Below are 25,838 nucleotides of genomic sequence, written 5' to 3' on the forward strand. Positions count from 1 at the left end.
GGACATGACGACGTTCGGCAGCCGACTGCGTCGGGCGATGCAACGCCTCGGCCCGGTCTGCGTCGGCATCGATCCGCACCCGAATTTGGTGCGATCGTGGGGGCTGACCGAGGATGTGGCCGGGCTCGCGCAGTTCGCCGAGATCTGTGTGTCGGCGTTCGAGGGTCGTGTCGCATTGGTCAAACCCCAGGTCGCCTTTTTCGAGGCCTACGGTTCCGGTGGCATAGCGGTGCTGGAGGACGCGATCGGCGCCCTGCGTGCCTCGGGGACCCTGGTAGTCGCTGATGCCAAGCGTGGCGACATCGGGTCCACCATGGACGCCTATGCGCACACCTGGCTGGCCGACGGTCCGCTCGGTTCGGACGCGGTGACGGTCTCGCCGTACCTGGGATTCGGGTCGTTGGCACCGGCCCTGACACGCGCACGGGTCAACGATCGCGGCGTCTTCGTGCTCGCAGCCACGTCGAATCCCGAAGGGCGACAGGTGCAGCACGCCGCTGCTTCCGATGGGCGTACGGTCGCGCAGATGATGGTCGACGAGGTTGCGGCGTGTAATCGGGCGACCGAGCACGACAGCGAGTTCGGTTCGGTGGGCGTGGTGGTGGGCGCCACGCTGACCCAGGCGCCGGACCTGTCCGCACTCGGCGGTCCGATCCTCATGCCCGGTGTCGGCGCTCAAGGCGGTGGTCCCGATACGATCCGTGGCCTGCTCCCGGAGTCGATGCTGGCCTCGGCGGTGCCGACCGTTTCGCGGGAGGTCCTGCAGGTGGGTCCCGGTGTACCGGCGCTGCGGGCCATGGTGCGCGAACTCCAGGACGGCTTCGCGTTTCTCCAGAACTGACTGGCGTTTCTCCAGAACTGACCGCCGAGGCCCGACCGTCGGCCGCGGCGTTCGACGATCCGCTGCCCGTATGTGCAAATGTGCGTGCAGACGTGGTCCGTATCAGCCTCTGATCGCGCGTGTGCGCCGGTTTCGGCGGTGGCTGGTCATCGGGGGATCAACGGCGAAGCTCTCGAGCGCACACAGGCGTTCTACGGTCGCACCGACGGTGGGCCCGGATGAGGTCCGACACGCGCGTGATGCGGGCGACACGCGGAAAAATCCGAGAAAGTTCCTGGTAGGGCAGCTGCGGCCCGTCCGCCGTGGTGTGTTGTGGCCCGGCGGCTGTTCCGCGACTACTCGATTTGTCGATAACCCCTGGTGACGGGGTGTTTCGGCGATTCGCCACGACGCGGCGCTCCGTCGCGCCGCTGGGACCCGTCTTGGGGCGCTCACGCCCCGACCGCTTGCGGAATCATGCGCTGACCTGGGGGGTGGGTTCGCAATCGACGCACGGCGTGGGTACGGTCGCTGAGACTGCCGGGTTACCGGCAGCAGTTGATGCACTGAACGATGAGACGGAGGAACCGTGGCCCTTCCCCAGCTGACTGACGAGCAGCGCGCCGCTGCTTTGGAGAAGGCGGCTGCCGCTCGCCGCGCTCGGGCGGAGCTCAAGGAGCGCCTGAAGCGTGGCGGCACCAATCTGAAGCAGGTCCTCACCGACGCCGAAACCGACGAGATTCTCGGCAAGATGAAGGTGTCGGCGCTGCTGGAGGCCCTGCCGAAGGTGGGCAAGGTCAAGGCAGCGGAAATCATGAGCGAGTTGGAGATCGCCCCGACCCGTCGGTTGCGCGGGCTCGGCGATCGGCAGCGCAAGGCGCTGTTGGCCCGGTTCGATTTCGACGCCTGACGACAGCGGTGGTCGAACACACGCAGAAGGGTCGACTGGTTGTGCTGGTCGGCCCCTCGGCCGTGGGTAAGTCCACGGTGGTCCGCTGCGTCCGCGAGCGACTGCCCGAGTTGGTTTTCAGCGTGTCGGCAACGACGCGGGATCCGCGACCCGGGGAAGTCGACGGCCTGGACTATCGTTTCGTCACCCGCGCGCAGTTCGACGCGATGATCGCGGCGGGTGAGCTTCTCGAATGGGCGGAAATCCACGGGGGCCTGCAGCGTTCGGGTACTCCCGCCGGCCCGGTGCGCGCTGCGCTGTCCGAAGGTCTTCCGGTGCTGGTCGAAGTGGATCTCGAAGGCGCGCGCTCGGTGCGACGCGCGATCCCGGACGCGATTTTGGTGTTCCTCGCCCCGCCGAGTTGGGACGAATTGGTGGCACGATTGCGTACTCGCGGTACCGAGTCGGCCGAAGCCATCGAGCGCCGGTTGGAGACTGCCAGAACCGAGCTGGCCGCTTGTGACGAGTTCGACATCGTCATTGTGAACGACGAGGTGACCAGCGCCTGCGAGCAGTTGGTATCGTTGTTTGTTAGCACAAATTCGAGTTCGTGACCCTACGTGTGCATGAGTGATCAGGGCCCGTGAAGGCAGGTTGCACGATCATGTGTGCGGGGTCCCTCGCTCATGCGCCATCCGATACTGCAGGAGTGCCCCTAGTGAGCAGCATGGACACCAAGAACGCGCCCGCCTATGACACCCCGGTCGGCCTCACAAACCCGCCGATCGACGAACTGCTCGAGCGCACCTCGTCCAAATACGCCCTGGTCATCTACTCGGCCAAGCGCGCCCGTCAGATCAACGACTACTACAACCAGCTCGGTGACGGCATCCTCGAATACGTCGGGCCGCTGGTCGAGCCGGGCCTGCAGGAGAAGCCGTTGTCGGTAGCGTTGCGCGAGATCCACGCCGACCTACTCGAGCATTCCGAAGGCGAGTGAAGCGACCCGGATTCGCCGTGACTACGACCATGCCGGAGGCACAGTGACCACTCGGATCGTCGTCGGTGTGGGCGGCGGGATCGCGGCCTACAAGGCGTGTTCGTTGATCCGGCGCTTCACCGAGACCGGACATGACGTTCGGGTGATCCCGACCGAGTCGGCATTGCGGTTCGTCGGCACCGCGACCTTCGAAGCACTGTCCGGGAACCCGGTCCACACCGGCGTCTTTGCCGATGTGCCCGAGGTTCCGCACGTGCGGCTGGGGCAGGAGGCGGACTTGGTGGTCATTGCGCCGGCGACGGCCGACCTCATGGCGCGTGCCGCGGCCGGCCGGGCCGACGATCTGCTCACTGCCACATTGCTGACGGCCCGATGCCCGATTCTGTTCGCCCCGGCGATGCACACCGAGATGTGGGAGCATCCGGCAACCGTGCGTAATGTCGCCACGCTGAGAGCTCTGGGCGCGATCGTGATGGAGCCGGCTGCGGGTCGGCTGACCGGCGCCGATACCGGTCCCGGACGGCTGCCCGAGCCCGAGGAGATCTTCGGGCTCGCATCGTTGCTGCTCGAACGCGCCGATGCGATCCCACGCGATCTGGCTGGCCGTAGAATCGTGGTGACCGCAGGTGGGACCAGAGAACCTCTCGATCCGGTGCGGTTTCTCGGTAACCGCAGTTCCGGTAAGCAAGGGTACGCGCTCGCGCGGGTCGCGGCCCAACGCGGCGCCCAGGTCACGCTGATCGCTGGCAACACGATCGAGATGGCCGCTCCCGCTGCCGTCGACTTGATGCACATCACTACTGCAGAACAGTTGAAGACCGCTGTGGACAAGCACGCGGTCGGTGCCGACGCGGTGATCATGGCGGCCGCTGTCGCCGATTTCCGGCCGACCAATGTGGCCACGGCAAAGATCAAGAAGGGCGCTGGCGAGCCCGACGTGATCGGGCTGACCAAGACCGACGACATCCTCGCCGGGTTGGTCCAGGCGCGGCGCGATGGTCAGCTGCAGGGCACCGCTATCGTCGGCTTCGCTGCCGAGACCGGCGACGAACACGGCGACGTTCTGACCCACGCACGAGCCAAGCTCGACCGTAAGGGCTGCGATCTCTTGGTGGTCAATGCGGTGGGTGAGGGTAAGGCGTTCGAAGTGGACACCAACGATGGCTGGCTGCTCGGATCGGACGGCACCGTGCAGGCGCTGGATCATGGCTCGAAAGCATTGCTGGCAAGTCGGGTGCTGGATGCGTTGAGTGCGTTGTTGGGTTGAGTGCGTTGTCGGGTTGAGCCTGCGGTGCGTCGCCGATTAGGCGGGCCGCACGCTGTCGCTGGAACTGCCAGCCGATGGGTCGATGGCGCCACCATCGAAAGTCGAGCTCGCGTGGCGGTGCCAGGGACTCGGCTACGGTCGGCGCGGTTCGCTGTGTCGACGGTTAGGGAATAGTGTGAAATAGGTGGGTTGCGCGGTAGCGGCTCGGCGTTACTGGCGCAAGCCGATACGAGTAACCCGTTGAGGGAGAGGGAAGAACTGTGCGCACTTCCGGCAGCCGGCTTTTCACCAGTGAGTCCGTGACCGAAGGACATCCGGACAAGATCTGCGATGCCATCAGCGATTCCATCCTCGACGCCCTGTTGGCGGAAGATCCGCACAGTCGGGTTGCGGTGGAAACCCTCGTCACCACCGGCCAGGTCCATGTCGCCGGCGAGGTCACCACCTCGGCCTATGCCGACATACCACGCATCGTGCGGGAGAAGGTCCTGGAAATCGGATACGACTCGTCGGCAAAGGGTTTCGACGGCAATTCGTGCGGCGTGAACATTGCCATCGGTGCACAGTCGCCGGACATCGCCCAGGGCGTGGACACCTCACACGAGGCGCGCGTCGGCGGGTCCGACGACGAGATCGAAAAGCAAGGCGCCGGTGACCAAGGTTTGATGTTCGGCTATGCCACCACCGACACCCGCGAGCTGATGCCACTGCCGATCGCGCTCGCGCATCGGCTGTCGCGTCGGCTGACCGAGGTGCGCAAGTCGGGAGTGTTGCCCTATCTGCGTCCCGACGGCAAGACCCAGGTCACCATCGAGTACGACCGTGACCGCCCGGTGCGCCTCGATACCGTTGTCCTGTCCACGCAGCACGCCGCAGATATCGACCTGGACAATCTGCTCGCTCCGGATATCCGCGAAAAAGTCGTCGACGTGGTGCTGGCGGACCTGGAAGTTCCCAGTCTGGACACCTCGGAAGTCCGGTTGCTGGTCAACCCGACCGGCAAATTCGTTCTCGGCGGTCCGATGGGCGATGCCGGTCTGACCGGCCGCAAGGTGATCGTCGACACCTACGGCGGTATGGCCCGTCACGGCGGCGGCGCCTTCTCCGGCAAGGACCCGTCGAAGGTGGATCGTTCGGCCGCCTATGCCATGCGGTGGGTCGCGAAGAATGTGGTCGCGGCCGAACTGGCCGAGCGGGTCGAGGTCCAGGTGGCCTATGCCATCGGAAAGGCGGCCCCGGTCGGCTTGTTCGTCGAGACCTTCGGTACCGAGCGAGTGGATCCGGCACGTATCTCGGCCGCGATCGCAGAGGTGTTCGACCTGCGCCCCGGTGCGATCATTCGCGACCTCGACCTGCTGCGTCCGATATATGCACCGACTGCAGCATACGGTCATTTCGGGCGTACCGACCTCGACCTGCCGTGGGAGCGTACCGATCGTGCGGACAAGCTGCGCGCCGCAATCGGCCTCTGACTCGATCGCGGCGGAGTGACCGAACCCGCGGCGGCCAGTCCCGCCCCCACCCCGCCGGACCATCCGGCCGCGGGCTCGACAGCTGTTGAACGTCCGGTTGCACGCGTGCTTCCATTGCTGTCCCCGGCACACCTCGACCGGGATTTCGACTACGCGGTGCCGGCCGAGTGGGACGAGCTGGCTCAGCCCGGAGTGCGCGTGCGGGTGCGTTTCGCGGGTCGCCTGGTCGATGGCTATCTCCTCGAACGGCTTGCGCGTAGCGACCACCACGGCACGTTGGTCGCATTGGAGCGCGTCGTGTCGGGCGAGCAGGTGCTGACGCCGGACATCCTCGAACTGGCGGCCATGGTTGCCGGGCGGTACGCAGGTACCCGTGCCGATGTGTTACGCCTGGCCATCCCGCCCCGACATGCCCGCACCGAGTCTCGCGTGTCCGGGAAGTCGGCGCCCAGGGGTACCGGGCGTGGATCGGTTCGTCGGTCGACACCGCCAGACGAGGTGAATTTCGGCGCGTGGGAGCGCTACGTGCACGGCAGCGCGCTCATCCGCGCGCTCGCGCTGGGTAGAGGTGCTCGGGCCGCATGGCAAGCTCTACCGGACGAGGACTGGCCGCAGCGGCTGGCCGAACTTGCGGCCGTCACGGCTCGGGAGGGACGCGGCGCGATCATCATGGTTCCGGACCAGCGGGACCTCGACCGGGTGTTGGCCGAATGCGTTCGGCTGATGGGTGATTCGGTCGTTGGCCTCAGCGCCAATCTCGGTCCCGCGGCCAGGTACCGGCGGTGGCTTGCGGTGCTGCGTGGGTCGGCGCGGGTGGTCGTCGGTACGCGCAGCGCAGTTTTCGCGCCTGTGGCGAATCTCGGACTGATCACCCTCTGGGACGATGGCGACGACAGTTACGCCGAACCGCGCGCGCCCTACCCGCATGCGCGAGACGTTGCGCTGTTGCGGGCACATGAGCTCGGGGCGGCGTTTGTGGCAGCGGGTTTCGCACGGACAGCAGAAGTTCAGGCGCTGGTGGATTCCGGGTGGGCGCACGATCTGGTAGCCGACCGCGTCGTGCTCCGTCGGGCCGTGCCCAGGATCAGCGCCCCCGGCGACAGCGATATCGCGCTCGAACGTGACCCGGTCGCGCGCGCGGTCCGGATTCCTGGGGTTGCATTCGCTGCAGCCCGAGCCGCACTGCAGGATGGAGTCCCGGTCTTGGTGCAGGTTCCACGCCGCGGCTACATCCCCGCACTGGCCTGTGCCCGATGCCGCACGCCCGCACGGTGCCGGCATTGCCACGGGCCGCTGGCGGTGTCGACGGCGCGTGAATCGGCTTCCGAAGCCGACGCACGGTCGGCCACCGCAGAATCTCGGAGTCCGACATGTCGGTGGTGCGGTGTCACCGAGACCAGGTTCAGCTGCTCCGCCTGCGGGTCGCGCGCGTTGCGAGCCATGGTGATCGGTGCTGCGCGCACGGCCGAAGAACTGGGTCGTGCGTTTGCGAACGTGCCGATCCGTGCGTCCAGTGGTGGTGCGGTGCTCGACAGTGTCGATCCGGGACCCCAGGTGGTTGTCGCGACGGTGGGCGCCGAACCGGTGGTCGCGGGTGGATACGGTGTCGCGCTGTTGCTCGATGGTTGGGCATTGCTCGGTCGTGCGGACCTGCGGGCCGCAGAAGACGCGCTACGCCGCTGGATGGCGGCCGCCGCGCTGGTCCGGACACGCGGGCAGGTCGTCGTCGTGGCCGAGCCGTCGCTTCCGACTGTGCAAGCGCTGGTCCGTTGGGATCCGGTGGGTGCCGCGCGCGCCGAGGTCGCCGCGCGCGCGGAGGTGGGGTTTCCACCCGCGGTGCGTCTGGCCGCGATCGATGGCCCGGCCGAAGCCATCGCCGAATTGCTCGCCGCGGCGGACCTTCCCGGCGCCGTCGACAGGCTCGGCCCGGTGCCATTGCCGGACAGCGCGCGCAGGCCCTTCTCTTCCGGTGATTCGCCCGTTGTGGTCGAACGCATGCTCTTACGGGTCGGGCGCGGCAAAGGTTCGGCTCTGTCACACGCTCTGCGTGCTGCTCGCGCGGTACGCAGTACCCACCGTTCCGATGCTCCGCTGCGTGTCCAGATCGACCCGATCGATATCGGCTAGCCGACTCCGCGGCTGTGAACAGTGCAATTCGTCGAATGCTTTCAGGATTCGGCGTCTGTAGGCCAGACTATGGTGCTATGTGGCAGCGGAATAGATCGACACTCGAAAGAAATACACGATTCTGGAGTCTGATGCTAGCGGGACTGTTGACCGCGGCTACCGCTCTGGGATCCGGTACGAGTGCGGCCGAGCCGGTCGATTTCCGCCCAGTCGACGTGCCGACGAATGCCGGTCCGCCGCAGTCCGATCATTTGGCTGCTGCGCGGTATCAGACCGGTCATCCGAATTCGACCCCGATGGGCACCAACGATTTCGAGTGTGTGCCCAGCGCTGAGCATCCCCGACCGATTGTGCTCGCACATGGGACCGATTCCACGGCCTACTCCGATTGGTCGGTGATCGGGCCGCAGCTGGCCGCGGCCGGGTTCTGCGTGTTCGCGCCGAACTACGGCGGCGCGCCGGGTGCCGACAGTTACGGCACCGAGGATCTGGTGATGAGCGCCCACCAGGTGGGTGCGTTCGTCGACCGGGTACTCGCGGCCACCGGGGCGAGCAAGGTGGATCTGGTGGGGTTCTCCCAAGGCGCCACCGTGACGCGTTATTACGTCAACAAGCTCGGTGGCGGCCCGAAGGTCGGGCGGTGGGTCGGCCTGGCCTCGCCCAGCTACGGTGGCGTGATGTATGGGTTGGTGCCGATCGCCGCGGCGATTCCGGGTGCTTTGCCGGCGGTCGCCGAGGTGACTTCGCTCGCGGCAGTCCAGCAGGCAGCCGGGTCACCGATCATGCTCGATCTCAATGCTGGCGGCGATACCGTCCCGGGTGTGCAGTACGTGACTGTCGGCAGTCGGGTGGACGAAATGATTCAACCATTCGACAACATCGCACTGAGAGGTCCCGGGGCGCGCAATATCGTCCTGCAAGACATGTGCCCGGTCAACCTCACTGGGCACTTCCACATGGTGTACGACCCGTTCGTGCAGCAGCTGCTACTCACCGTGCTCGATCCGAACAACCCAGAGCCCGTGTGTCGGCCGGTGCCGCTCGGCACTGGTATTCCGGAAGTGGTCATCGCCGGGAATTCCTGATCCGATCCGCCCTTTCGGGCGCCCGCCTTCGCAGCTGCACTCCTTCGAACCCGGATGTGGTGATTCTCGCCACCGGTGGCCGGTCGATCTCCGTCCTGCTTGTAGCCTGATACGAACGTATCCAATACGAACGTATCAAATTGGAGGCAGGAATGGTGCGCCACGAGACCGCTGACGACGTCGGTACCGAGCGCACAGGCGCCACTGCGAGCGGGGTCGTACTGGCCGTGGTGTGCGCCGCGCAGTTCATGGTGGTGCTCGACATCTCGGTGGTGAACGTCGCACTGCCGTCGATTCGGGACGCCCTCCAGTTCGACCAGGTCGGCCAGCAGTGGGTCGTCAATGCCTACCTCCTGGCGTTCGCTGGGTTCTTGCTGTTAGGTGGGCGGTTGGCGGACCTGTACGGCCGTCGCAGGGTGTTTCTCAGTGGCCTGGTCATGTTCTGCGGCGCGAGTCTCGTCGGCGGACTGGCGAATTCCGCCGCTACGCTGGTCGCCGCGCGGGCCGGGCAGGGATTGGGAGCAGCGGTGCTGGCTCCTGCCACGCTGACATTCCTGACGGCGACCTTCCCGGAAGGGCCGACTCGGACCAAGGCATTGGCGACATGGACCGCGGTGGGCATTGCGGGTGGCACAGCGGGCAACCTCATCGGGGGCGTACTCACCGAGTACCTGTCGTGGCGTTCCATCCTGTTGATCAATGTTCCGATCGGGGTCGTGGCCGGGCTGTTGACCGTGCGTCACGTGCTTGCCGACCGGCCGGGGAGGACACGCCCGCGGTTGGATGCAACCGGAGCCGTGCTGGCGACGGCGGGACTGGGTGTGCTGACGTTCGGGATCGCCGAAGCTGCCGACACCGGGTGGACCTCCACGGCGACGATCATCGGGATCGTCCTCGGCGTCGTATTGTTGGGCGCGTTTGCGATGGTGGAGTCCCGGTTCGCGGTTTCGCCCTTGATCCCGTTGCGATTGTTCGAGATGCGGTCGGTGTCGCTGGGCAATCTGACCATGCTGCTGGTCGGGGCGTGTCTGTTTCCCATGTGGTTCTTTCTCACCTTGTCGATGCAGAACGTGCTCGGCTACAGCCCGGCGCAGACCGGGGTGGCCTTCCTGCCGCACACCGTGGTGGCAATAGTGGTCGGTGCCCGAGTAACTCCCTGGTTGATGCGCCTGATCGACGGCCGGATCGTGATTGCGGTGGGCTCGGTGCTGGCAGCGGCGGGGTTCGTGTGGCAAGCGCAACTGACAGCGGACAGTGCGTATCTGACCGGGATCTTCGGCCCGGCAATCGTCTTCAGTATCGGCAACGGGCTACTCAACACCCCGATCACCACGGCCGCCACATCCGGAGTCTCGACCACCGATGCGGGTGCGGCGTCGGGATTGATCAACACCGCCCGACAGGTCGGCGGCGCGCTCGGATTGGCGGTGCTGGTCACCGTCGCAGCCACACCCACATCAGAGGCGGCGGCTCTGGGCAGCGCCTACAGTCGAGTGTTCTTCGTGCTGGCTGCAACCATGCTCGGCGTCGCAGCGCTTGCGCTCGCGTTGCCAGCTGGCCGCGACCGGAAGTAGTCGTGATGGTGGGCGGCCGGGCGGAGGGATCGGCACCCCGCCCGGTCCGCATAGGAGTTGTATCAGCTGTTGGCTGGTGGGTCAGGAATTTCGCCAGAGTATTACTAGAATGAGGCGACCGTGTTCGTTTGCTATCGGGAGCCGACAGTGACCATTCAGCCCGTTCGCCTGTTCGGCGACCCCATCCTGCGCGCCCGCGCGGCAGAGGTCACCACGTTCGGCTCCGATCTGCGACAGGTGGTCACGGATTTGACCGAGACCATGCACGACGATGGCGGTGTCGGTATGGCGGCGCCACAGATCGGGGTCGGGCTGCGAGTGTTCGTCTACGACACCGCCGACGCCGCTGGACATGTTGTGAATCCGCACTGGGAGGCCGTCGGTGAGGAGCAACAGGTCGGCCCGGAAGGCTGCCTGTCGATTCCCGGTCTGCGCTACGACACCCGACGGGCACAGCGCGTACGTGTGTCCGGCATGAGCGTCGACGGTACTGCGATCGCATTCGAGGCGGAGGGGTTGCTGGCTCGATGTGTGCAGCACGAGACCGATCATGTGGACGGGGTACTGTTCATCGATCGTCTCGATCCGGCACAGCGTAAGGAAGCGATGCGAGTCATTCGCGAATCCGACTGGTTCGCTGCGGGATCGACTTCTCGACCCGCGCGTTCGATGAGCGGTGGGGCTCGGCCCAATCCGTTGGGATCGGCTCGCTGATGCGCGTGGTCTTCGCCGGCACCCCGGAACCGGCCCTTCCCTCGCTGCAGCGTCTGCTGCGCTCTACGCGACATGAGGTGATCGCTGTGGTCACCCGTCCGGACGCTGCGTCCGGACGCGGCCGGAGAGTGACTCGGTCACCGGTCGGCAGGTTGGCCGACGAACTCGGCGTCGCGGTGCTCACGCCTCGGCGGCCAGCGGAACCGGAATTCGTCGCGCAACTCGTCGATCTGGCCCCGGACTGCTGTCCTGTGGTTGCCTACGGCGCACTCCTACCCGAACCGCTGCTCGATATTCCTCGATTCGGCTGGATCAACCTGCACTTCTCGCTGTTGCCCGCCTGGCGCGGCGCCGCACCGGTGCAGGCGGCGATCGATGCCGGTGACGAGATCACCGGGGCATCGACCTTCCGGATCGAGGCCGGACTGGACACCGGGCCGGTATTCGGCACGGTGACCGAGAAGATCGCGGTCACCGATACCACGGGCGCGGTACTGCACCGGTTGGCCGACAGTGGCGCTCGGCTGTTGGAAGCAACGCTGGATGGATTGGAGGACGGCACGGTGTCCTCGGTAGCCCAGTCCACCGAGGGGGTGTCCTACGCCCCCAAGGTCGATGCCGCGGCCGCACGCATTCGGTGGGATCAGCCGGCGTTGGCGATCGACCGGCGTATTCGCGCCCTCACCCCGGCGCCGGGAGCCTGGACCGAGGTTCAGGGCACTCGGCTGAAACTCGGTCCGGTCGAGATGGTGGACGACGTGTTGCCCCAAGCGGTGGTCGACGTCCGCAGGTCGGGTGTCCATATCGGCACCGCCACGACTGCGGTGCGGCTCGGTCGCGTTCAGGCGCAGGGCAAGCGACCGATGGCCGCGCTCGACTGGGCTCGAGGCGCTCGTCTGCAGCCGGGCGTGATGGCGCTGTGAGCGCCGCGCACGACAAGCGTGGCGCCGACAATGGGCGCACACCGCACCGACGTTCGACGTCCGGCCGCAAGAACCGCCCCGATGCTCAGCGTCCGGCTCGCCGGGGATCGATGGCAGCACCTCGGGAATCGTTCGATCCGGCGCGCTCGGTGGCGCGGGATGTCCTGCGCGCGGTGCGCGAGCGCGATGCCTATGCCAATCTCGCCTTGCCGGCGATGCTACGGCAGCGAGGAGTCTCCGGCCGGGATGCAGCGCTGGCGACCGAACTCGTCTACGGTGCCTGTCGGACGCTCGGACTGCTCGACGAGGTGATCGCGGAGGGCGCGGGCAGATCGATCGAGGCGATCGATGGGCCGTTGTTGGATGTGCTGCGCTTGGGCGTCTATCAGTTGTTGCGCACCAGGGTCGGCGCACATGCAGCGGTCGATACCTCGGTGGCGATGGTGCGCGCCGAATTCGGCTCGGGTAAGGCCGGCTTCGTCAATGCGGTGCTTCGGCGAGCGAGTGAACGAACCACCGAGCAATGGATCGAGGCACTCGCCCCCACGGATCCGGTGGGGCGGGTGGCTTTCGAGTTCGCACACCCGGTGTGGATTGCGCAGGCGTTCAGCGATGCGCTCGGAGCCCGTGCGAGCGAACTGCGCGACTTGCTGGCCGCGGACGACGCCCGTCCATCGGTACACCTGGTGGCCAGGCCCGGCGACATCACCGCGGAGGAACTCGCCTTGGTGACCGGCGGCGAGGAAGGTCGCTGGTCACCATACGCGGTCTACATGGACGGGGGTGACCCCGGTGCGCTCGAACCGGTACGCGAGCGGATGGCTGCAGTCCAGGACGAAGGTAGCCAATTGGTCGCGCTTGCGCTGACCCGAGCCGAGCTCGACGGACCGGATCGAGGCCGTTGGCTCGATCTGTGTGCTGGACCGGGTGGCAAGGCGGCATTGCTCGGGGCGATCGCCGCGATCGACGGCTTCCGGGTGGACGCGATCGAGCCTGCTGAGCACCGTGCCGAACTGGTTCGTAGCGCTGTGCGCGATCTCCCGGTCGAGGTCCATGTCGTCGATGGTCGTGCCAGTGGTTTGACCGCGGGATACGATCGCGTCCTGGTGGATGCGCCGTGCTCGGGTCTCGGCGCACTGCGCCGCAGGCCCGAAGCACGCTGGCGCCGCACGCCGTCGGATCTGCGCGAGCTGGTCGTCTTGCAGCGCGAACTGCTCGCCGCCGCGTGGGACCTGTTGCGTCCGGGCGGTGTCGTGGTGTACTCCACGTGCTCGCCGCACCTATCGGAGACCGTGTCGGTTGTCGGTGACGCCGCCCGCCGATTGGGCGTCGAACAACTGGATGCCCGCGATCTACTCCCCGGGGTCGTGGATCTCGGGGACGGGCCAGGAGCCCAGTTGTGGCCACACCGGCACGGCACCGACGCGATGTTTCTCGCTGCGCTACGCAAGCCACGCTGAGCTGTGGCCGCATCGTCGTCATTCCCGACTGGATTGTTCACGCAGGCGGGCAAGGGTTTTCGATAGAATCCGGGAGACGTGCATCTGGGAGATGCCCATATGCTGCGCGATCTGGGTCTGGGTCATCGATTCGAAAAACCGCATCGTGAGGATACGCCGTTCCCGTTCGGGCAGGCCGGCCAGCAGTGGCCGGATCGCGACATATTCTTCGACCCTGTCGAATTGGGATTCTTCCTCGCCGAGGGTGTCCAGCAACGAGGCGTCGGTGTCGCGGCCGAGGGCGGCGGCGTCGATCGAACTGGGCTGATAGGCGTTGCCTGCGATGACGGCTTGGGTGACCTCGTCCGGATCCACCTCCAGCTTCGCAGCGATCTCTTTGGCGGTCGGCGAGCGCCCGAGCGTCTGCGACAGCGAGTCCATGGCCGCACCGATGCGCAGGTGGGTTTCCTTGATCCTTCTCGGCACGCGCATTGCCCATGTGTTGTCGCGGAAGTAGCGGCGGACCTCACCCATGATGGTCGGCACGGCGAAGGACAGGAAGTTGGATCCACGCTCGACGTCGAAGCGGTCCACCGCGTGGACCAAACCGACTCGTGCCACCTGAGTCAGGTCGTCGAACGGCTCGCCCCGTCCGCTGAATTTTCGGGCGATGTGATCGGCGAGGGGAATGCAGCGGCTGATCAGGTCCGCGCGGAGGGTCGCGCGCTCTGGTGACCCGGCTTCGCTGGCAGCGAGCTGTTGGAAGAGCAATCCGACATCGTCGTATCCAGCGACGGCGTTGTCGGCCTCGAGGGAGTCGCTGTCGGCAGCCGTGTCCGAGGTGGTCAAGGTGTCGGCATCGTCGCGCTGGGAGTCGAATACGGCGTCTTCGTCTGCCACTACGCCTTCCCCCGGATCCGACGGAACTCCACCGTTGTCGGATATCCGGACACTGTGGTATCGAACGAGTCCTGCGCCGTGTTCACCGTATCGGTGAGGGTCCGAAGGACGTGCCAGCCGAAGCTGCGTTGGTCGGGCAACCCGGGCTTCGCCGCAATGCCTTCGACCCGGACGAGAAGTTCGCTGATTCCGACGGAGAATCGACAGTTGAGGCTGGTCTCCGGGGCGGCAACGGCAATCAGTGTCGAGCAGGCCTCGTCGACGGCCAGCCGGATGTCGGCTACTTCGTCCAGCGTGAAATCGCTGAGTAGGACGAGGGTTTCGGCGAGCCCACGCACGATGGGCAGCTGTGTCACCGACGCGGCCACCCGAATGTCCACCGGGGTGCTGCAGAGCCCCTGTTCCGCCGAAATATTGGTCACCCTATGCAGGCTACCCACTCCTGAGCAGGACAACCCTCGCGCGGGCTACACTGCCGCGTTGTGCCCCATTCGAGTTACCCGCGTCCGGCAGCGCCGATGATCGCGCCGTCCATCCTGTCCGCCGACTTCGCCCATCTTGCCGACGAGGCGCAGGCCGTAACCGGGGCCGACTGGTTGCACATCGATGTGATGGATGCGCACTTCGTACCGAACCTCACAATCGGTCTGCCGGTGGTCCAGAGTTTGCTGAAAGTGACCGAAATTCCGCTGGACTGCCATCTGATGATCGAAGACCCCGGTCGCTGGGCGCCGACGTACGCCGAAGCGGGTGCGTACAACGTGACATTCCATGTGGAGGCGGCCGACGATCCGATTGCCGTCGCGCGCGATATCCGCGCCGCGGGCGCCAAGGCTGGGCTTTCGGTGAAACCCGACACCCCGATCGAACCGTACCTGGAGATCCTGCGTGAGTTCGATACATTGCTCGTGATGAGCGTGGAGCCGGGTTTCGGCGGGCAGTCGTTCATTCCACGAGTTCTGGCGAAAGCGCGCACGGTGCGCAACCTGGTCGATTCCGGTGAACTACAGCTGTTGGTCGAAATCGACGGCGGCATCAATGCCGACACCATCGAGGCGGCTGCGGAGGCCGGGGTCGACTGCTTCGTTGCCGGGTCGGCGGTCTACAACACCGCTGATCCTGCGGCCACCGTCCAGACATTGCGTGGGCAGGCCGCGGCGGTTCGCACGCACTGAGTGTTCCCTTCGGGCGCGAGTGGGTCCGGCTCCGCCGTCGTGACCAGAAATGTGGACATGGCGTGACCAGAAATGTAGACATGCGTGACCTGAAACGTATACATGGTCTGTCGTGAAGGTCGCCTGCGATGATCACTCGACCGGGACGGTCCGGCTGCGTGGACTCGCTGCCGCTAGGGTGGCAGGGCGCGGAACCGAAGTGCTCCGCTGCGTGGCTCGGCAGTGAGCACGACAACGATGCGACAAGCAGGGAGTCAGGGCGAATGTTCACAGGCATCGTCGAGGAACTCGGCGAGATCGTCGCCAGCGAACAGTTGGCCGATGCGGCGCGACTGACGATCAGGGGTGGGCTGGTGACCTCTGATGCCCGACATGGAGATTCGATCGCGGTGAACGGGGTGTGTCTGACAGTTGTCGAGGTGGTCGGCGGCGACGCGTTCACCGTCGACGTCATGGCCGAGACGCTCGAGCGGTCGAGTCTCGGCGGGTTGAACATAGGCGCCGCAGTGAACCTGGAGCGTGCGGCCGCATTGCACAGCAGACTCGGTGGGCACCTGGTCCAGGGGCACGTCGACGGCACCGGCGTGGTGCTTTCGCGAACGCCTTCCGAGAACTGGGAGGTGGTTCGGATCTCCCTGCCGGGAAATCTCGCCCGCTACGTCGTGCACAAGGGTTCGATCACCGTCGATGGCATCTCGCTGACGGTGTCCGGTCTGGGCGTCTCGGAGGAGCCTGGCGAAACCGCTGGTCGGGACTGGTTCGAGGTGTCCCTGATCCCCACCACGCTGGCGCTGACCACTCTGGGTGCGGCCGGCGTCGGGGCTACGGTGAACCTGGAAGTCGATGTGATCGCCAAGTATGTCGAGCGGCTTCGGCAACGCGGCTGACCGATGTCGGGTGCGCGGTTCGTCGTCATCCACGGCTTCGGGCTGCGGGGCGGTGGTGAACCTGCCGCGCCGCAACCGGGACGAATCGCGCACAGTACTGTGGTAGGGCACCCTTTTCGAGATGGAGCACAGTTGACGTGACCAGGTTCGACAGCATCGAGCGCGCAGTCGCCGATATCGCCGCCGGTAAGGCGGTCGTGGTCGTCGACGACGAGGACCGCGAGAACGAGGGCGACCTCATCTTTGCCGCGGAGAAGGCCACCCCGGAGCTGGTCGCCTTCATGATTCGCTATACCTCCGGCTATATCTGTGTACCGCTGCTGGGCGACGACTGCGATCGGCTCGGTCTTCCGCCGATGTACGCGCAGAACCAAGACAAGCACGGCACCGCCTACACCGTTTCGGTGGATGCGCGCGAGGGGATCACCACGGGGATCTCCGCCGCCGACCGTGCCACGACCATGCGGTTGTTGGCCGACTCTCTGGCGAAGGCCGACGATTTCACCCGGCCTGGTCACGTTGTGCCGTTGCGTGCCAAGGACGGCGGTGTGCTACGCCGTCCCGGGCACACCGAGGCGGCTGTGGACCTTGCGCGGATGGCCGGGCTGCGGCCGGCGGGTGTGATCTGTGAGATCGTCAGTCAGAAGGACGAGGGTCACATGGCGCGCACCGAGGAGTTGCGTGTCTTCGCCGACGAGCACGAGCTCGCTTTGATCTCCATTGCCGAGATGATCGCGTGGCGGCGCAAACACGAGAAGCATGTGGTGCGGGTCGCCGAGGCGCGCATCCCTACAGCGCACGGTGAATACAAGGCCGTCGGCTACCAGAGCATCTACGACGAGGTCGAGCATGTCGCACTGGTGCGCGGCGATATCGATGACGGCGAGGACATCCTCGTTCGGGTGCATTCGGAGTGCTTGACCGGCGACGTCTTCGGTTCCTTGCGCTGCGACTGCGGTCCACAGTTGGATGCCGCGTTGGAGATGGTCGCCGCCGAGGGCCGCGGCGTGGTGCTGTACATGCGGGGTCACGAAGGGCGGGGCATCGGTTTGATGCACAAGCTGCAGGCCTACCAACTGCAGGATTCCGGTCACGATACGGTCGATGCGAATCTGAAGTTGGGGTTGCCCGCGGACGCCCGCGACTATGGCACCGGCGCCCAGATCTTGGTCGACCTCGGTGTTCGCTCCATGCGGTTGCTCACCAACAACCCGGCCAAGCGAGTCGGCCTGGACGGCTATGGTCTGCGGATTACCGAGCGTGTGCCGATGCCGTTGCGCGCCAATGCGGAAAACCTGCGCTACCTGCGCACCAAACGGGACCGGATGGGTCATGACCTGATCGGACTCGATGAACTGGATCTCGGTGAGACGGCACGCTGAGCTGTCAGCAGACCGGAAAGGTGGACATCGATGAGCGGTACCGGGGTGCCGACCTTCGCCCTGGCGGACGCGAGGGATCTCAGGCTGGGGATCGTCGCGTCGCGCTGGCATACCCAGATCTGCGACACCCTGGTCGCCAATGCCGAGCGGGTGGCCAAGGATGCTGGGGTCGAGCGCGTCACCGTCGTGCGCTGCGCGGGCGCCATGGAGCTTCCGGTCGTGGCTCAGGAACTGGCCAAGTCTCACGACGCGGTGGTGGCGCTCGGCGTGGTGATTCGTGGGGACACTCCGCATTTCGAGTACGTGTGCGATGCGGTGACCGCAGGACTGACCCGCGTTTCGTTGGATGCGGGCACTCCGGTCGCAAATGGGGTATTGACGACTCACAGCGAGCAACAGGCGTTGGATCGCGCCGGGCTGCCCGACTCATCGGAGAACAAAGGTGAGCAAGCGGCGGCCGCAGCGCTGGATGCGGCTCTGACATTGCGCGCCCTGCGGCAGCCCGCCTAGCAATGGCCAGCGGTAGTGTGTTCGGGAGGAATGCGGACTCGGTCGGGGCGCAGGCCCCCGACTGGGAGTTCGAGGTCCATCCGCGGCGCGCGGTGCGGACCGCGTGGATCGTGGCGATACTGCTCGTGACCATGTTCACTGTGGGCGGAATCGGATTGCGCAGTGGTTGGACAGGAGTCCACTTTCGGGTCGTGGACCAGGTCTCTGTGATCGGAATCGGTTTGCTCGGTGCGGCGGCAGTATTGTCGTTGACCAGGCCGAGGGTGCGAGCCGGCGCGCGCGGGGTGTCGGTGCGCAATGTCTTGGGTGACACACTGTTCTCCTGGGAACTCATCAGTGGCGTGTCGTTTCCGGACCGAAAGTCCTGGGCGCGTCTGGAGTTGGTGAACGACGACTATGTCCCGATGTTGGCCATCCGGTCCAATGACAAGGACCACGCGGCCCAGGCGATGGCGCGATTGCGCGAGATGGGCGCGAAGTACGCGGGTGCGACCTGATCGTCGGTGACCGCGGTAGGCGATCGGACCGACCGGAAGCGTGAACTGGGCTCGGCTACCGACCCGCTGGGTAGGCTGGCGTGGTGGCGATCGAAGCGGTGTTGTTCGACTTCTCCGGGACCCTGTTCCGGCTGGAGTACGACGAATCCTGGTCGGCCGACTTCACTCGCCCCGGTGGCCGGCCGTTCGAGGTGCGCGAGAAGGTCGAGATCGTTCGGCGAATGACAGCGTCGGTCGAGCACAGCGTAGCGCTCGATGCCCAGATGCAATACACCTGGGAGAATCGTGACCTCGACCCGGAATGGCACCGAATGGCCACGGTCGAAGTGTTGCGCAGGTCGGGCGTGCCCACTGACGAGCAAGCCGAACGTCTGTACGCCCGACTGGTGGACCCACTGCAGTGGACGCCCTATCCCGATACCGGGGCTGCCTTGAAACGTTGTGGCGAACACGGCATTCCGGTTGCTGTCGTCAGTAATGTTCCGTTCGACATTCGTCCGTCGTTCGCGGCGCGCGCCTGGGATCGCCTGGTGTGCGAATTCACGCTGTCCTACGAGGTAGGGCTGAAGAAGCCGGACCCGCAGATCTTTCGTTCCGCACTGGACACGCTCGGCGTGCGCGCCGAGGCGGCGCTGATGATCGGTGACAGTGTCGCGGTGGACGGGGCGGTCACCGCACTGGGCTGCAGCTTTGCTCGAGTGGATGCGTTGCCCACCGTCGAACGACAGGATGCGTTGCTGAACGCCTTGGGACGCTACGGTCTCGCAGACACCCGCCCCGGCTCGTCGAAGCCTGCCAGGGACGCGCGGCCCGGCGGCATTGTCGGCCCCGGTGGATAGGCTGGACCGGTGGCAGATCCAGCGACGTACCGGCCCGCGCCGGGCACGATCCCCGTCGAACCAGGTGTCTACAAGTTCCGGGACGCCCATCGGCAGGTCATCTACGTCGGTAAGGCCAAGAGCCTGCGTAGCAGGCTGAATTCCTATTTCGCCGATGTGGCGAGCTTGCACCCTCGTACCAGGCAGATGGTCACCACGGCCGCGAGCGTTGAATGGACGGTCGTGTCCACCGAGGTGGAGGCGCTGCAGCTGGAATACAACTGGATCAAGGAGTTCGATCCGCGTTTCAACGTCCGTTATCGGGACGACAAGTCCTACCCGGTGCTCGCAGTCACGCTGAACGAGCAGTTCCCGCGGCTGTTCGTCTACCGTGGCGCCCGACGAAAGGGGGTACGGTACTTCGGGCCCTATGCGCACGCGTGGGCGATTCGCGAGACCCTCGACCTGCTGCTGCGGGTGTTTCCCGCGCGTACCTGCTCGAACGGAGTCTTCCAGCGGCACAGCCAGATCGGACGTCCATGTCTGCTCGGCTATATCGACAAGTGCTCTGCGCCCTGCGTCGGTCGGCTCGGACCCGAGGAGCACCGCCGAATCGTGGACGATTTCTGCGACTTCCTCTCGGGACGTACCGACCGATTGGTTCGAGAATTGGAACGTCGCATGCACACCGCTGCCGACGATCTGGACTTCGAGGCAGCCGCTCGGTTGCGCGACGATGTGCAAGCGTTGCGTCGCGCACTGGAGAAGCAGGCCGTTGTGCTCGGTACGGGCACCGACGCGGATGTGATCGCCTTTGCGATGGACGAGCTGGAGGCGGCGGTGCAGATATTCCACGTGCGCGATGGTCGAGTTCGCGGTCAGCGTGGCTGGGTGGTCGACAAGTCGGGCGACGCTGTCGACGTCCCTCGGACCGGCGGTCAACTCGCAGCCTTGGTCGAGCAGTTTCTCACTCAGTTCTACGGTGAGCAGGTCGCAGTGGCCGATCAGGGCCCCGATGTGCAGCCCGCTGCCGTGGTGCCGCGCGAAGTGCTGGTACCCGAGCTGCCCCGTGATGTGGAGCAGGTCCAGCACTGGCTGTCGACGCTGCGAGGTTCGACCGTGCGTGTGCGGGTGCCGCAGCGCGGGGACAAGAAAGCACTGGCCGAGACCGTGCGGCGCAACGCGACCGAGGCGCTGGCGCAACACAAGCTCCGGCGGGCCAGTGATCTCACGTCGAGATCGCAAGCATTGCAGGATATTCAGGACGCGCTGGACCTCGACACCGCGCCATTGCGCATCGAGTGTGTGGATGTCAGCCACGTCCAGGGAACCGATGTGGTCGCCTCGCTGGTGGTCTTCGAAGATGGTCTCGCGCGCAAGTCCGAGTACCGCCACTACACCATCAAGGAAGCGGCCGGCGAAGGCCGGTCCGACGACGTCGGTAGCATCGCCGAGGTCACTCGCCGCCGGTTTCTCCGATTGCGCCGCGAGCGTGATGCGACCATCGCCGGCGACATCGCCGCCGACGACATCGCCGGCGACATCGCCGCCGGTGACCACGACGCGTACGACGGCGCCGCCGCGGGCCCAGGAATCGATCCGCGCACCGGCCGCCCGCGCGCATTCGCCTACCCGCCCAATCTTTTCGTCGTCGACGGCGGGGCGCCCCAGGTGGCCGCGGCCGCCGAAACCCTCGATGATCTGGGCGTGACCGATATCGCGGTGATCGGCCTGGCCAAACGACTCGAAGAGGTATGGGTACCGGGTGAGAGCGAACCGACGATCCTGCCGCGCAACAGCGAGGCCCTCTATCTGCTACAGCGAGTGCGTGACGAAGCGCATCGTTTCGCCATCGCGTTTCATCGCAAGAAGCGATCGCGCCGGATGACCGCATCGGTATTGGACTCGGTGCCGGGTCTCGGCACGACACGCCGGACCGCGCTGGTCACCCATTTCGGATCGGTGGCCAAGTTGAAGGAGGCCACAGTCGAGCAGATCACCGAGGTTCCCGGCATCGGTGTGGCAACTGCGAAGGCGGTCCTGACCGCACTCCGTTCCCAGTAGTACCCGCACCGGATGTTTCGGTTTCGCGTACGTTGTGTGTCTGCGCCCGATATCGACAACTGTGCGCGATGATCGAAAGGCACTCCAGAGACGGATCCGGTGGGACATGACACGCGTCGAATCGAACAGCAGTGCGGACAGCTCGCCGCCGAATGCGGGGCGAGCGCGCTCGCGCAGCTCTCGAAGCGGAGCGAAATCGCAGGTCGAAGTCGTGATCGTGACCGGACTCTCGGGCGCGGGTCGCGGGACGGCGGCCCGGGTGCTCGAGGATCTGGGATGGTACGTAGCCGACAATTTGCCGCCGGAATTGTTCGGTCGCATGGTCGAACTCGGATCCGCGGCGAAGCCCCCGATCCGTCGTCTCGCCGTGGTCATGGACGTACGCAGCCGGTTCTTCACTGGCGACCTCTCAGCGGTTACCAAGCAATTGCGGGACCTGGGCGCGCGCGCCCGGATCTTGTTCTTGGAAGCGTCCGACGACGTCCTGATCCGTCGCTTCGGGTATGCCCGGCGGCGGCATCCACTGCAGAGCGAGAGCAAGGATGGCACATTGTCGGCGGGCATAGCCGCCGAACGGGTGCGCCTCGCGGTGGTGAAGGCCGCGGCGGATCTCGTGATCGATACCACCGCGTTGTCCATCCACCAATTGCATCGCAAATTGGAGGAGGCATACGGCGGAGGTACAGCGAGCGCGCTGCAGTTGACCGTGCAGTCCTTCGGATTCAAGTACGGCGTTCCGCTCGATGCCGACATGATGTTCGATGTGCGTTTTCTACCCAATCCGCATTGGATACCGCAGTTGCGAGAACAGACAGGCCAGCACACAGAGGTCCGCGACTACGTACTGTCGCGTCCTGGCGCGGACGACTACCTGCGGACCTGCCACCACCTGGTCGAGTTGACGACGAACGGCTACCGCCAAGAGGGGAAGCGATACATGACGGTCGCGGTGGGCTGCACCGGAGGCAAGCACCGAAGCGTCGCGATAGCGGAGGCGCTAGGCGCATCGATGAGTGAGACCACCGGCCGGTTCGACGACGCCGCCGACGTGGTCCGGGTGGTGCATCGAGACCTGGGGCGCGAATGACCGGCTGGGAATCCAACCCTGGCATCGTCGCACTGGGCGGTGGGCATGGCTTGTATGCGACGCTGACCGCGGTGCGCCGGCTGACCAGGAAGATCTGCGCGGTAGTGACCGTCGCCGACGACGGCGGTTCCTCTGGTCGGCTTCGCGCCGAGTTGGGAGTACTGCCACCGGGCGACCTACGAATGGCGCTGACCGCCCTGGCCGCGGATGCCGACGGGGTCTGGACGCACACCATCCAGCATCGTTTCGGCGGCACCGGTGCCCTGGCCGGGCACTCGGTAGGAAATCTGATCTTGGCAGGACTCACCGAAGTGCTCGGCGACCCGGTCGCCGCGCTCGACGAAGTCGCCCGAATGCTGCATATCACCGGACGTGTCCTACCGATGTCGCCGATCGCGCTCGAGATCGAGGCGGATGTGTCCGGGCTCGAAGCAGACCCTCGGGTCAGTCGATGTATTCGCGGTCAAGTCGCGATTGCGACCACACCGGGTCAGGTCAGGCGAGTTCGACTGATCCCCTCCGATCCGCCGGCCAGTGCGGAGGCGACGGCGGCCATCGAGCACGCCGATGTCGTCGTACTGGGCCCCGGGTCATGGTTCACCAGCGTGATTCCGCATGTGCTCGTACCCGAACTGCGTGAGGCCCTGGTGTACACCAGGGCGCGTAGAATCCTCGTGCTGAATCTCGCTGCGGAGCCGGGGGAGACCGCCGGGTTCTCCGCGGAGCGGCATTTGCATGTACTGTCCCAGCACGCACCAGAATTCGTCGTCGATGAAGTATTGGTGGACTCCGGATCCGTTCCGGAGGGGCGCGAGCGGGAACATGTGGCCAGGGCTGCCGAACAATTACGAGCGCGGGTAACCTTTTTCGATGTCGCCGAAGGGGGAACGGGTCGGCATCATCCCGGAAAGCTTGCCGCCGCTCTGGATCAGGTGATCCGGCAACCTCGGCCGCATATGACAGGGCTTCGAGTCGAGGGACGGCACATGGGTCAGGATGTGCGTTCCGGGTTGGGTGGAAAGGAGCGCGTCTCGTGGCGATGACAGCCGATGTGAAAGACGAATTGAGCAGGCTCATGGTGTCGCAGGTCAGTTCCCGGAAAGCGGAACTGTCGGCGCTGCTGCGGTTCGCCGGTGGCCTGCATATCGTCAGCGGCCGGGTGATCGTCGAGGCCGAGGTGGACATGGGATCCATTGCGCGCCGGCTGCGTCGGGAGATCTTCGAACTCTACGGCTACGGCTCCGACGTGCATGTGCTCAGTGCGGGCGGATTACGCAAGACCTCACGGTATGTCGTGCGTGTTTCGAAGGAAGGCGAAGCATTGGCGCGCCAGACCGGTTTGCTCGACGTTCGGGGACGGCCGGTGCGTGGCCTACCTGCGCAGGTGGTCGGCGGCAGCATTGCCGACGCCGAAGCCGCGTGGCGGGGTGCGTTTCTCGCGCACGGTTCGCTGACCGAACCCGGGCGCTCCTCGGCCCTCGAGGTCAGCTGTCCGGGTCCCGAGGCGGCGCTGGCGCTGGTCGGTGCGGCCCGGCGGCTCGGCATCGCGGCGAAGGCTCGTGAGGTCCGTGGGACCGACCGGGTCGTGGTGCGTGATGGTGAGGCGATCGGCGCACTCCTGACCAGGATGGGTGCCCATGGCACCCGGATGGTCTGGGAGGAGCGCCGGCTGCGCCGTGAGGTGCGCGCGACCGCGAACCGGCTGGCGAACTTCGACGACGCGAACCTGCGTCGGTCGGCGCGCGCAGCGGTTGCCGCCGCGGCCAGAGTGGAACGCGCGTTGGAGATTCTCGATGGCGATGTGCCCGACCATCTCGCTGCCGCGGGGAGGCTGCGTGTGCAACACCGGCAGGCGTCGCTGGAGGAACTGGGGCAGCTCGCCGATCCGCCGATGACGAAAGACGCAGTGGCCGGCCGAATACGGCGACTGTTGTCGATGGCCGATCGGCGAGCCAAAGAACTCGGGGTGCCCGACACCGAATCCGCTGTCACGGCAGAACTGCTCGACGAGGCCTGAACCGATCGCGCCCGTCTCGTTGCGATCGGGTGTGGAAGGTCCGACCGAACCTGCTCGTGACCAGGAAGCCTGCTCGTTCGAATGCCAGGCGCGTGTCGGACGGCCGGCTGTATGGCGTTAGTGTGAGTAGGCATCGGAACGATCCGCTGGAAAGCTGAGGAGCGATAACGTGACTGTCCGGGTAGGTATCAACGGCTTCGGTCGTATCGGACGTAATTTCTTCCGGGCGGTGGAGGCGCAGAAGGCGCTGGGCACCACCGATATCGAGATTGTCGCGGTCAACGACCTCACCGACAACGCGACCCTCGCGACCCTGCTCAAGTACGACTCGATCCTGGGTCGATTGCCGCAGGAGGTGTCGCTCGACGGCGACGACACGATCGTGGTGGGTGACCAGCGGATCACAGCACTGGCGATCAAAGAGGGTCCGTCCGCCTTGCCGTGGGGCGATCTCGGCGTGGACGTGGTCGTCGAATCGACGGGTATCTTCACCGATGCCACCAAGGCGAAGGGGCACCTCGCCGGCGGTGCGAAGAAAGTGGTCATTTCCGCCCCTGCCAAGGGCGAGGACATCACCATTGTGATGGGGGTCAACGACGACCAGTACGACGGCAGCCAGAACATCATCTCGAACGCGTCGTGCACCACCAATTGCCTCGGTCCGCTCGCCAAGGTGCTCAATGATGCGTTCGGCATCGAGCGCGGCTTGATGACCACCATCCACGCCTACACCCAGGACCAGAATCTGCAGGACGGTCCACACAGCGACCTGCGTCGCGCCCGCGCCGCGGCACTGAACATCGTGCCCACCGGTACCGGCGCCGCCAAGGCTATCGGGCTCGTGCTGCCGGACCTGCAGGGCAAGTTGGACGGCTATGCGCTGCGCGTTCCGGTCCCGACGGGTTCGGTGACCGACCTGACCGCGACCCTGCGTACGCCGGCCACGCTCGACGAGATCGATGCCGCCTACCGGGCAGCCGCCGAAGGCCCGATGAAAGGCATTCTGAAATACAACAGCGACCCGATCGTCTCCAGTGACATCGTCACCGACCCGGCCTCATCGATCTACGACGCACCACTGACCAAGCTGATCGACGGTCAGGTCAAGGTCGTGTCCTGGTATGACAACGAGTGGGGTTACTCCAACCGCCTCGCCGATCTCATCGGCCTCGTCGGTAAGTCTCTGTGACG

25 protein-coding genes are annotated in these 25,838 nt (G+C 65.8%); 23 read left to right on the plus strand and 2 right to left on the minus strand.

The annotated features are described in order from the left end of the window. Window positions 1-4 precede the first annotated feature (4 nt). The 12 genes from pyrF (at window position 5) to K940_RS0105510 (ending at window position 13,331) form a co-directional block, all read left to right on the plus strand. Window positions 5-841, plus strand: a complete 837-nt coding sequence (pyrF, locus tag K940_RS0105450) for an orotidine-5'-phosphate decarboxylase (RefSeq protein WP_028476707.1) — start codon at window positions 5-7, stop codon at window positions 839-841. A gap of 568 nt (window positions 842-1,409) precedes the next feature. Continuing rightward, window positions 1,410-1,730, plus strand: coding sequence for an integration host factor, actinobacterial type (gene mihF, locus K940_RS0105460; protein ID WP_028476708.1), 321 nt, complete (start codon window positions 1,410-1,412; stop codon window positions 1,728-1,730). Between the two features lie 8 nt (window positions 1,731-1,738). Next, window positions 1,739-2,323, plus strand: a complete 585-nt coding sequence (gmk, locus tag K940_RS0105465; RefSeq protein WP_028476709.1) for a guanylate kinase — start codon at window positions 1,739-1,741, stop codon at window positions 2,321-2,323. 113 nt (window positions 2,324-2,436) lie between these two features. Then, on the plus strand, window positions 2,437-2,709 hold the full coding sequence (gene rpoZ / locus K940_RS0105470; protein ID WP_036527579.1) for a DNA-directed RNA polymerase subunit omega: 273 nt from the start codon (window positions 2,437-2,439) through the stop codon (window positions 2,707-2,709). 10 nt (window positions 2,710-2,719) lie between these two features. Next, complete coding sequence (gene coaBC, locus K940_RS0105475) at window positions 2,720-3,976, plus strand: bifunctional phosphopantothenoylcysteine decarboxylase/phosphopantothenate--cysteine ligase CoaBC (protein ID WP_051406902.1); 1,257 nt, start codon at window positions 2,720-2,722, stop codon at window positions 3,974-3,976. 260 nt (window positions 3,977-4,236) lie between these two features. Continuing rightward, window positions 4,237-5,448 carry a methionine adenosyltransferase gene (metK, locus tag K940_RS0105480; protein ID WP_028476712.1) on the plus strand — a complete coding sequence of 404 codons (1,212 nt, stop codon included), beginning with the start codon at window positions 4,237-4,239 and terminating at the stop codon, window positions 5,446-5,448. A gap of 105 nt (window positions 5,449-5,553) precedes the next feature. After that, window positions 5,554-7,575, plus strand: a complete 2,022-nt coding sequence (locus K940_RS0105485) for a primosomal protein N' (protein WP_028476713.1) — start codon at window positions 5,554-5,556, stop codon at window positions 7,573-7,575. 131 nt (window positions 7,576-7,706) lie between these two features. After that, window positions 7,707-8,660, plus strand: a complete 954-nt coding sequence (locus K940_RS0105490) for a triacylglycerol lipase (RefSeq protein ID WP_036527581.1) — start codon at window positions 7,707-7,709, stop codon at window positions 8,658-8,660. A gap of 152 nt (window positions 8,661-8,812) precedes the next feature. Further along, on the plus strand, window positions 8,813-10,234 hold the full coding sequence (locus tag K940_RS0105495) for an MFS transporter (RefSeq protein ID WP_028476715.1): 1,422 nt from the start codon (window positions 8,813-8,815) through the stop codon (window positions 10,232-10,234). Between the two features lie 147 nt (window positions 10,235-10,381). Beyond that, a complete protein-coding gene (gene def / locus K940_RS27045; protein ID WP_036527583.1) occupies window positions 10,382-10,948 on the plus strand; it encodes a peptide deformylase in 567 nt (188 codons plus the stop codon). Further along, a complete protein-coding gene (gene fmt / locus K940_RS0105505) occupies window positions 10,948-11,871 on the plus strand; it encodes a methionyl-tRNA formyltransferase (protein ID WP_028476716.1) in 924 nt (307 codons plus the stop codon). Before def ends, fmt begins: the two co-directional genes overlap by 1 nt. Before the next feature lie 110 nt (window positions 11,872-11,981). Continuing rightward, entirely contained in the window at window positions 11,982-13,331 is a 1,350-nt protein-coding gene (locus K940_RS0105510; RefSeq protein WP_081706182.1) for an RsmB/NOP family class I SAM-dependent RNA methyltransferase, read from the plus strand. Window positions 13,332-13,349: 18 nt separating this feature from the next. Here the strand turns inward: K940_RS0105510 and K940_RS0105515 are convergent, their stop codons facing one another. Beyond that, entirely contained in the window at window positions 13,350-14,210 is an 861-nt protein-coding gene (locus K940_RS0105515; RefSeq protein ID WP_028476718.1) for a SigB/SigF/SigG family RNA polymerase sigma factor, read from the minus strand. Beyond that, window positions 14,210-14,632, minus strand: a complete 423-nt coding sequence (locus K940_RS0105520; protein ID WP_028476719.1) for an anti-sigma factor — start codon at window positions 14,630-14,632, stop codon at window positions 14,210-14,212. Before K940_RS0105520 ends, K940_RS0105515 begins: the two co-directional genes overlap by 1 nt. 96 nt (window positions 14,633-14,728) lie before the next feature. Here K940_RS0105520 and rpe point away from each other — a divergent pair, with 96 nt between their 5' ends. The 11 genes from rpe to gap all read left to right on the plus strand — a co-directional run bounded on the left by rpe (window position 14,729) and on the right by gap (window position 25,836). Next, window positions 14,729-15,385 carry a ribulose-phosphate 3-epimerase gene (gene rpe, locus K940_RS0105525; RefSeq protein WP_028476720.1) on the plus strand — a complete coding sequence of 219 codons (657 nt, stop codon included), beginning with the start codon at window positions 14,729-14,731 and terminating at the stop codon, window positions 15,383-15,385. Window positions 15,386-15,648: 263 nt separating this feature from the next. Then, entirely contained in the window at window positions 15,649-16,272 is a 624-nt protein-coding gene (locus K940_RS0105530) for a riboflavin synthase (RefSeq protein ID WP_028476721.1), read from the plus strand. Window positions 16,273-16,409: 137 nt separating this feature from the next. After that, on the plus strand, window positions 16,410-17,654 hold the full coding sequence (locus K940_RS0105535; RefSeq protein WP_028476722.1) for a bifunctional 3,4-dihydroxy-2-butanone-4-phosphate synthase/GTP cyclohydrolase II: 1,245 nt from the start codon (window positions 16,410-16,412) through the stop codon (window positions 17,652-17,654). Between the two features lie 30 nt (window positions 17,655-17,684). Further along, the gene (gene ribH / locus K940_RS0105540; protein ID WP_028476723.1) at window positions 17,685-18,164 is read left to right on the plus strand and encodes a 6,7-dimethyl-8-ribityllumazine synthase; all 480 of its coding nucleotides are present in this window, start codon (window positions 17,685-17,687) and stop codon (window positions 18,162-18,164) included. Between the two features lie 2 nt (window positions 18,165-18,166). Further along, the gene (locus tag K940_RS0105545; RefSeq protein ID WP_028476724.1) at window positions 18,167-18,661 is read left to right on the plus strand and encodes a PH domain-containing protein; all 495 of its coding nucleotides are present in this window, start codon (window positions 18,167-18,169) and stop codon (window positions 18,659-18,661) included. Window positions 18,662-18,744: 83 nt separating this feature from the next. Continuing rightward, complete coding sequence (locus K940_RS27050; protein WP_051406930.1) at window positions 18,745-19,500, plus strand: HAD family hydrolase; 756 nt, start codon at window positions 18,745-18,747, stop codon at window positions 19,498-19,500. 9 nt (window positions 19,501-19,509) lie between these two features. Next, window positions 19,510-21,543, plus strand: a complete 2,034-nt coding sequence (gene uvrC, locus K940_RS0105555; protein ID WP_028476725.1) for an excinuclease ABC subunit UvrC — start codon at window positions 19,510-19,512, stop codon at window positions 21,541-21,543. Between the two features lie 106 nt (window positions 21,544-21,649). Continuing rightward, window positions 21,650-22,630 carry an RNase adapter RapZ gene (gene rapZ / locus K940_RS0105560; RefSeq protein WP_028476726.1) on the plus strand — a complete coding sequence of 327 codons (981 nt, stop codon included), beginning with the start codon at window positions 21,650-21,652 and terminating at the stop codon, window positions 22,628-22,630. After that, a complete protein-coding gene (gene yvcK, locus K940_RS0105565) occupies window positions 22,627-23,673 on the plus strand; it encodes a uridine diphosphate-N-acetylglucosamine-binding protein YvcK (RefSeq protein WP_028476727.1) in 1,047 nt (348 codons plus the stop codon). The genes rapZ and yvcK overlap by 4 nt, the downstream gene beginning before the upstream one ends. Then, window positions 23,670-24,647: a DNA-binding protein WhiA gene (whiA, locus tag K940_RS0105570; RefSeq protein ID WP_196812110.1), complete on the plus strand. Its 978-nt coding sequence runs from the start codon at window positions 23,670-23,672 to the stop codon at window positions 24,645-24,647. The genes yvcK and whiA overlap by 4 nt, the downstream gene beginning before the upstream one ends. A 169-nt stretch (window positions 24,648-24,816) precedes the next feature. Then, a complete protein-coding gene (gene gap / locus K940_RS0105575; RefSeq protein WP_028476729.1) occupies window positions 24,817-25,836 on the plus strand; it encodes a type I glyceraldehyde-3-phosphate dehydrogenase in 1,020 nt (339 codons plus the stop codon). Window positions 25,837-25,838 lie beyond the last annotated feature (2 nt).

The sequence above is a fragment of the Nocardia sp. CNY236 genome (genome assembly GCF_000482385.1).
In the GTDB taxonomy this organism is placed as follows: Bacteria; Actinomycetota; Actinomycetes; order Mycobacteriales; family Mycobacteriaceae; genus Nocardia.

Coding starts and splice junctions, on each gene's coding strand:
- pyrF (WP_028476707.1), top strand. CDS start 5: ATGACGACGTTCGGCAGCCGACTGCGTCGGGCGATGCAACGCCTCGGC.
- rpoZ (WP_036527579.1), top strand. CDS start 2,437: ATGGACACCAAGAACGCGCCCGCCTATGACACCCCGGTCGGCCTCACA.
- K940_RS0105490 (WP_036527581.1), top strand. CDS start 7,707: ATGCTAGCGGGACTGTTGACCGCGGCTACCGCTCTGGGATCCGGTACG.
- K940_RS0105495 (WP_028476715.1), top strand. CDS start 8,813: ATGGTGCGCCACGAGACCGCTGACGACGTCGGTACCGAGCGCACAGGC.
- fmt (WP_028476716.1), top strand. CDS start 10,948: ATGCGCGTGGTCTTCGCCGGCACCCCGGAACCGGCCCTTCCCTCGCTG.
- K940_RS0105510 (WP_081706182.1), top strand. CDS start 11,982: ATGGCAGCACCTCGGGAATCGTTCGATCCGGCGCGCTCGGTGGCGCGG.
- rpe (WP_028476720.1), top strand. CDS start 14,729: ATGATCGCGCCGTCCATCCTGTCCGCCGACTTCGCCCATCTTGCCGAC.
- K940_RS0105530 (WP_028476721.1), top strand. CDS start 15,649: ATGTTCACAGGCATCGTCGAGGAACTCGGCGAGATCGTCGCCAGCGAA.
- ribH (WP_028476723.1), top strand. CDS start 17,685: ATGAGCGGTACCGGGGTGCCGACCTTCGCCCTGGCGGACGCGAGGGAT.
- K940_RS0105545 (WP_028476724.1), top strand. CDS start 18,167: ATGGCCAGCGGTAGTGTGTTCGGGAGGAATGCGGACTCGGTCGGGGCG.
- rapZ (WP_028476726.1), top strand. CDS start 21,650: ATGACACGCGTCGAATCGAACAGCAGTGCGGACAGCTCGCCGCCGAAT.
- yvcK (WP_028476727.1), top strand. CDS start 22,627: ATGACCGGCTGGGAATCCAACCCTGGCATCGTCGCACTGGGCGGTGGG.
- whiA (WP_196812110.1), top strand. CDS start 23,670: ATGACAGCCGATGTGAAAGACGAATTGAGCAGGCTCATGGTGTCGCAG.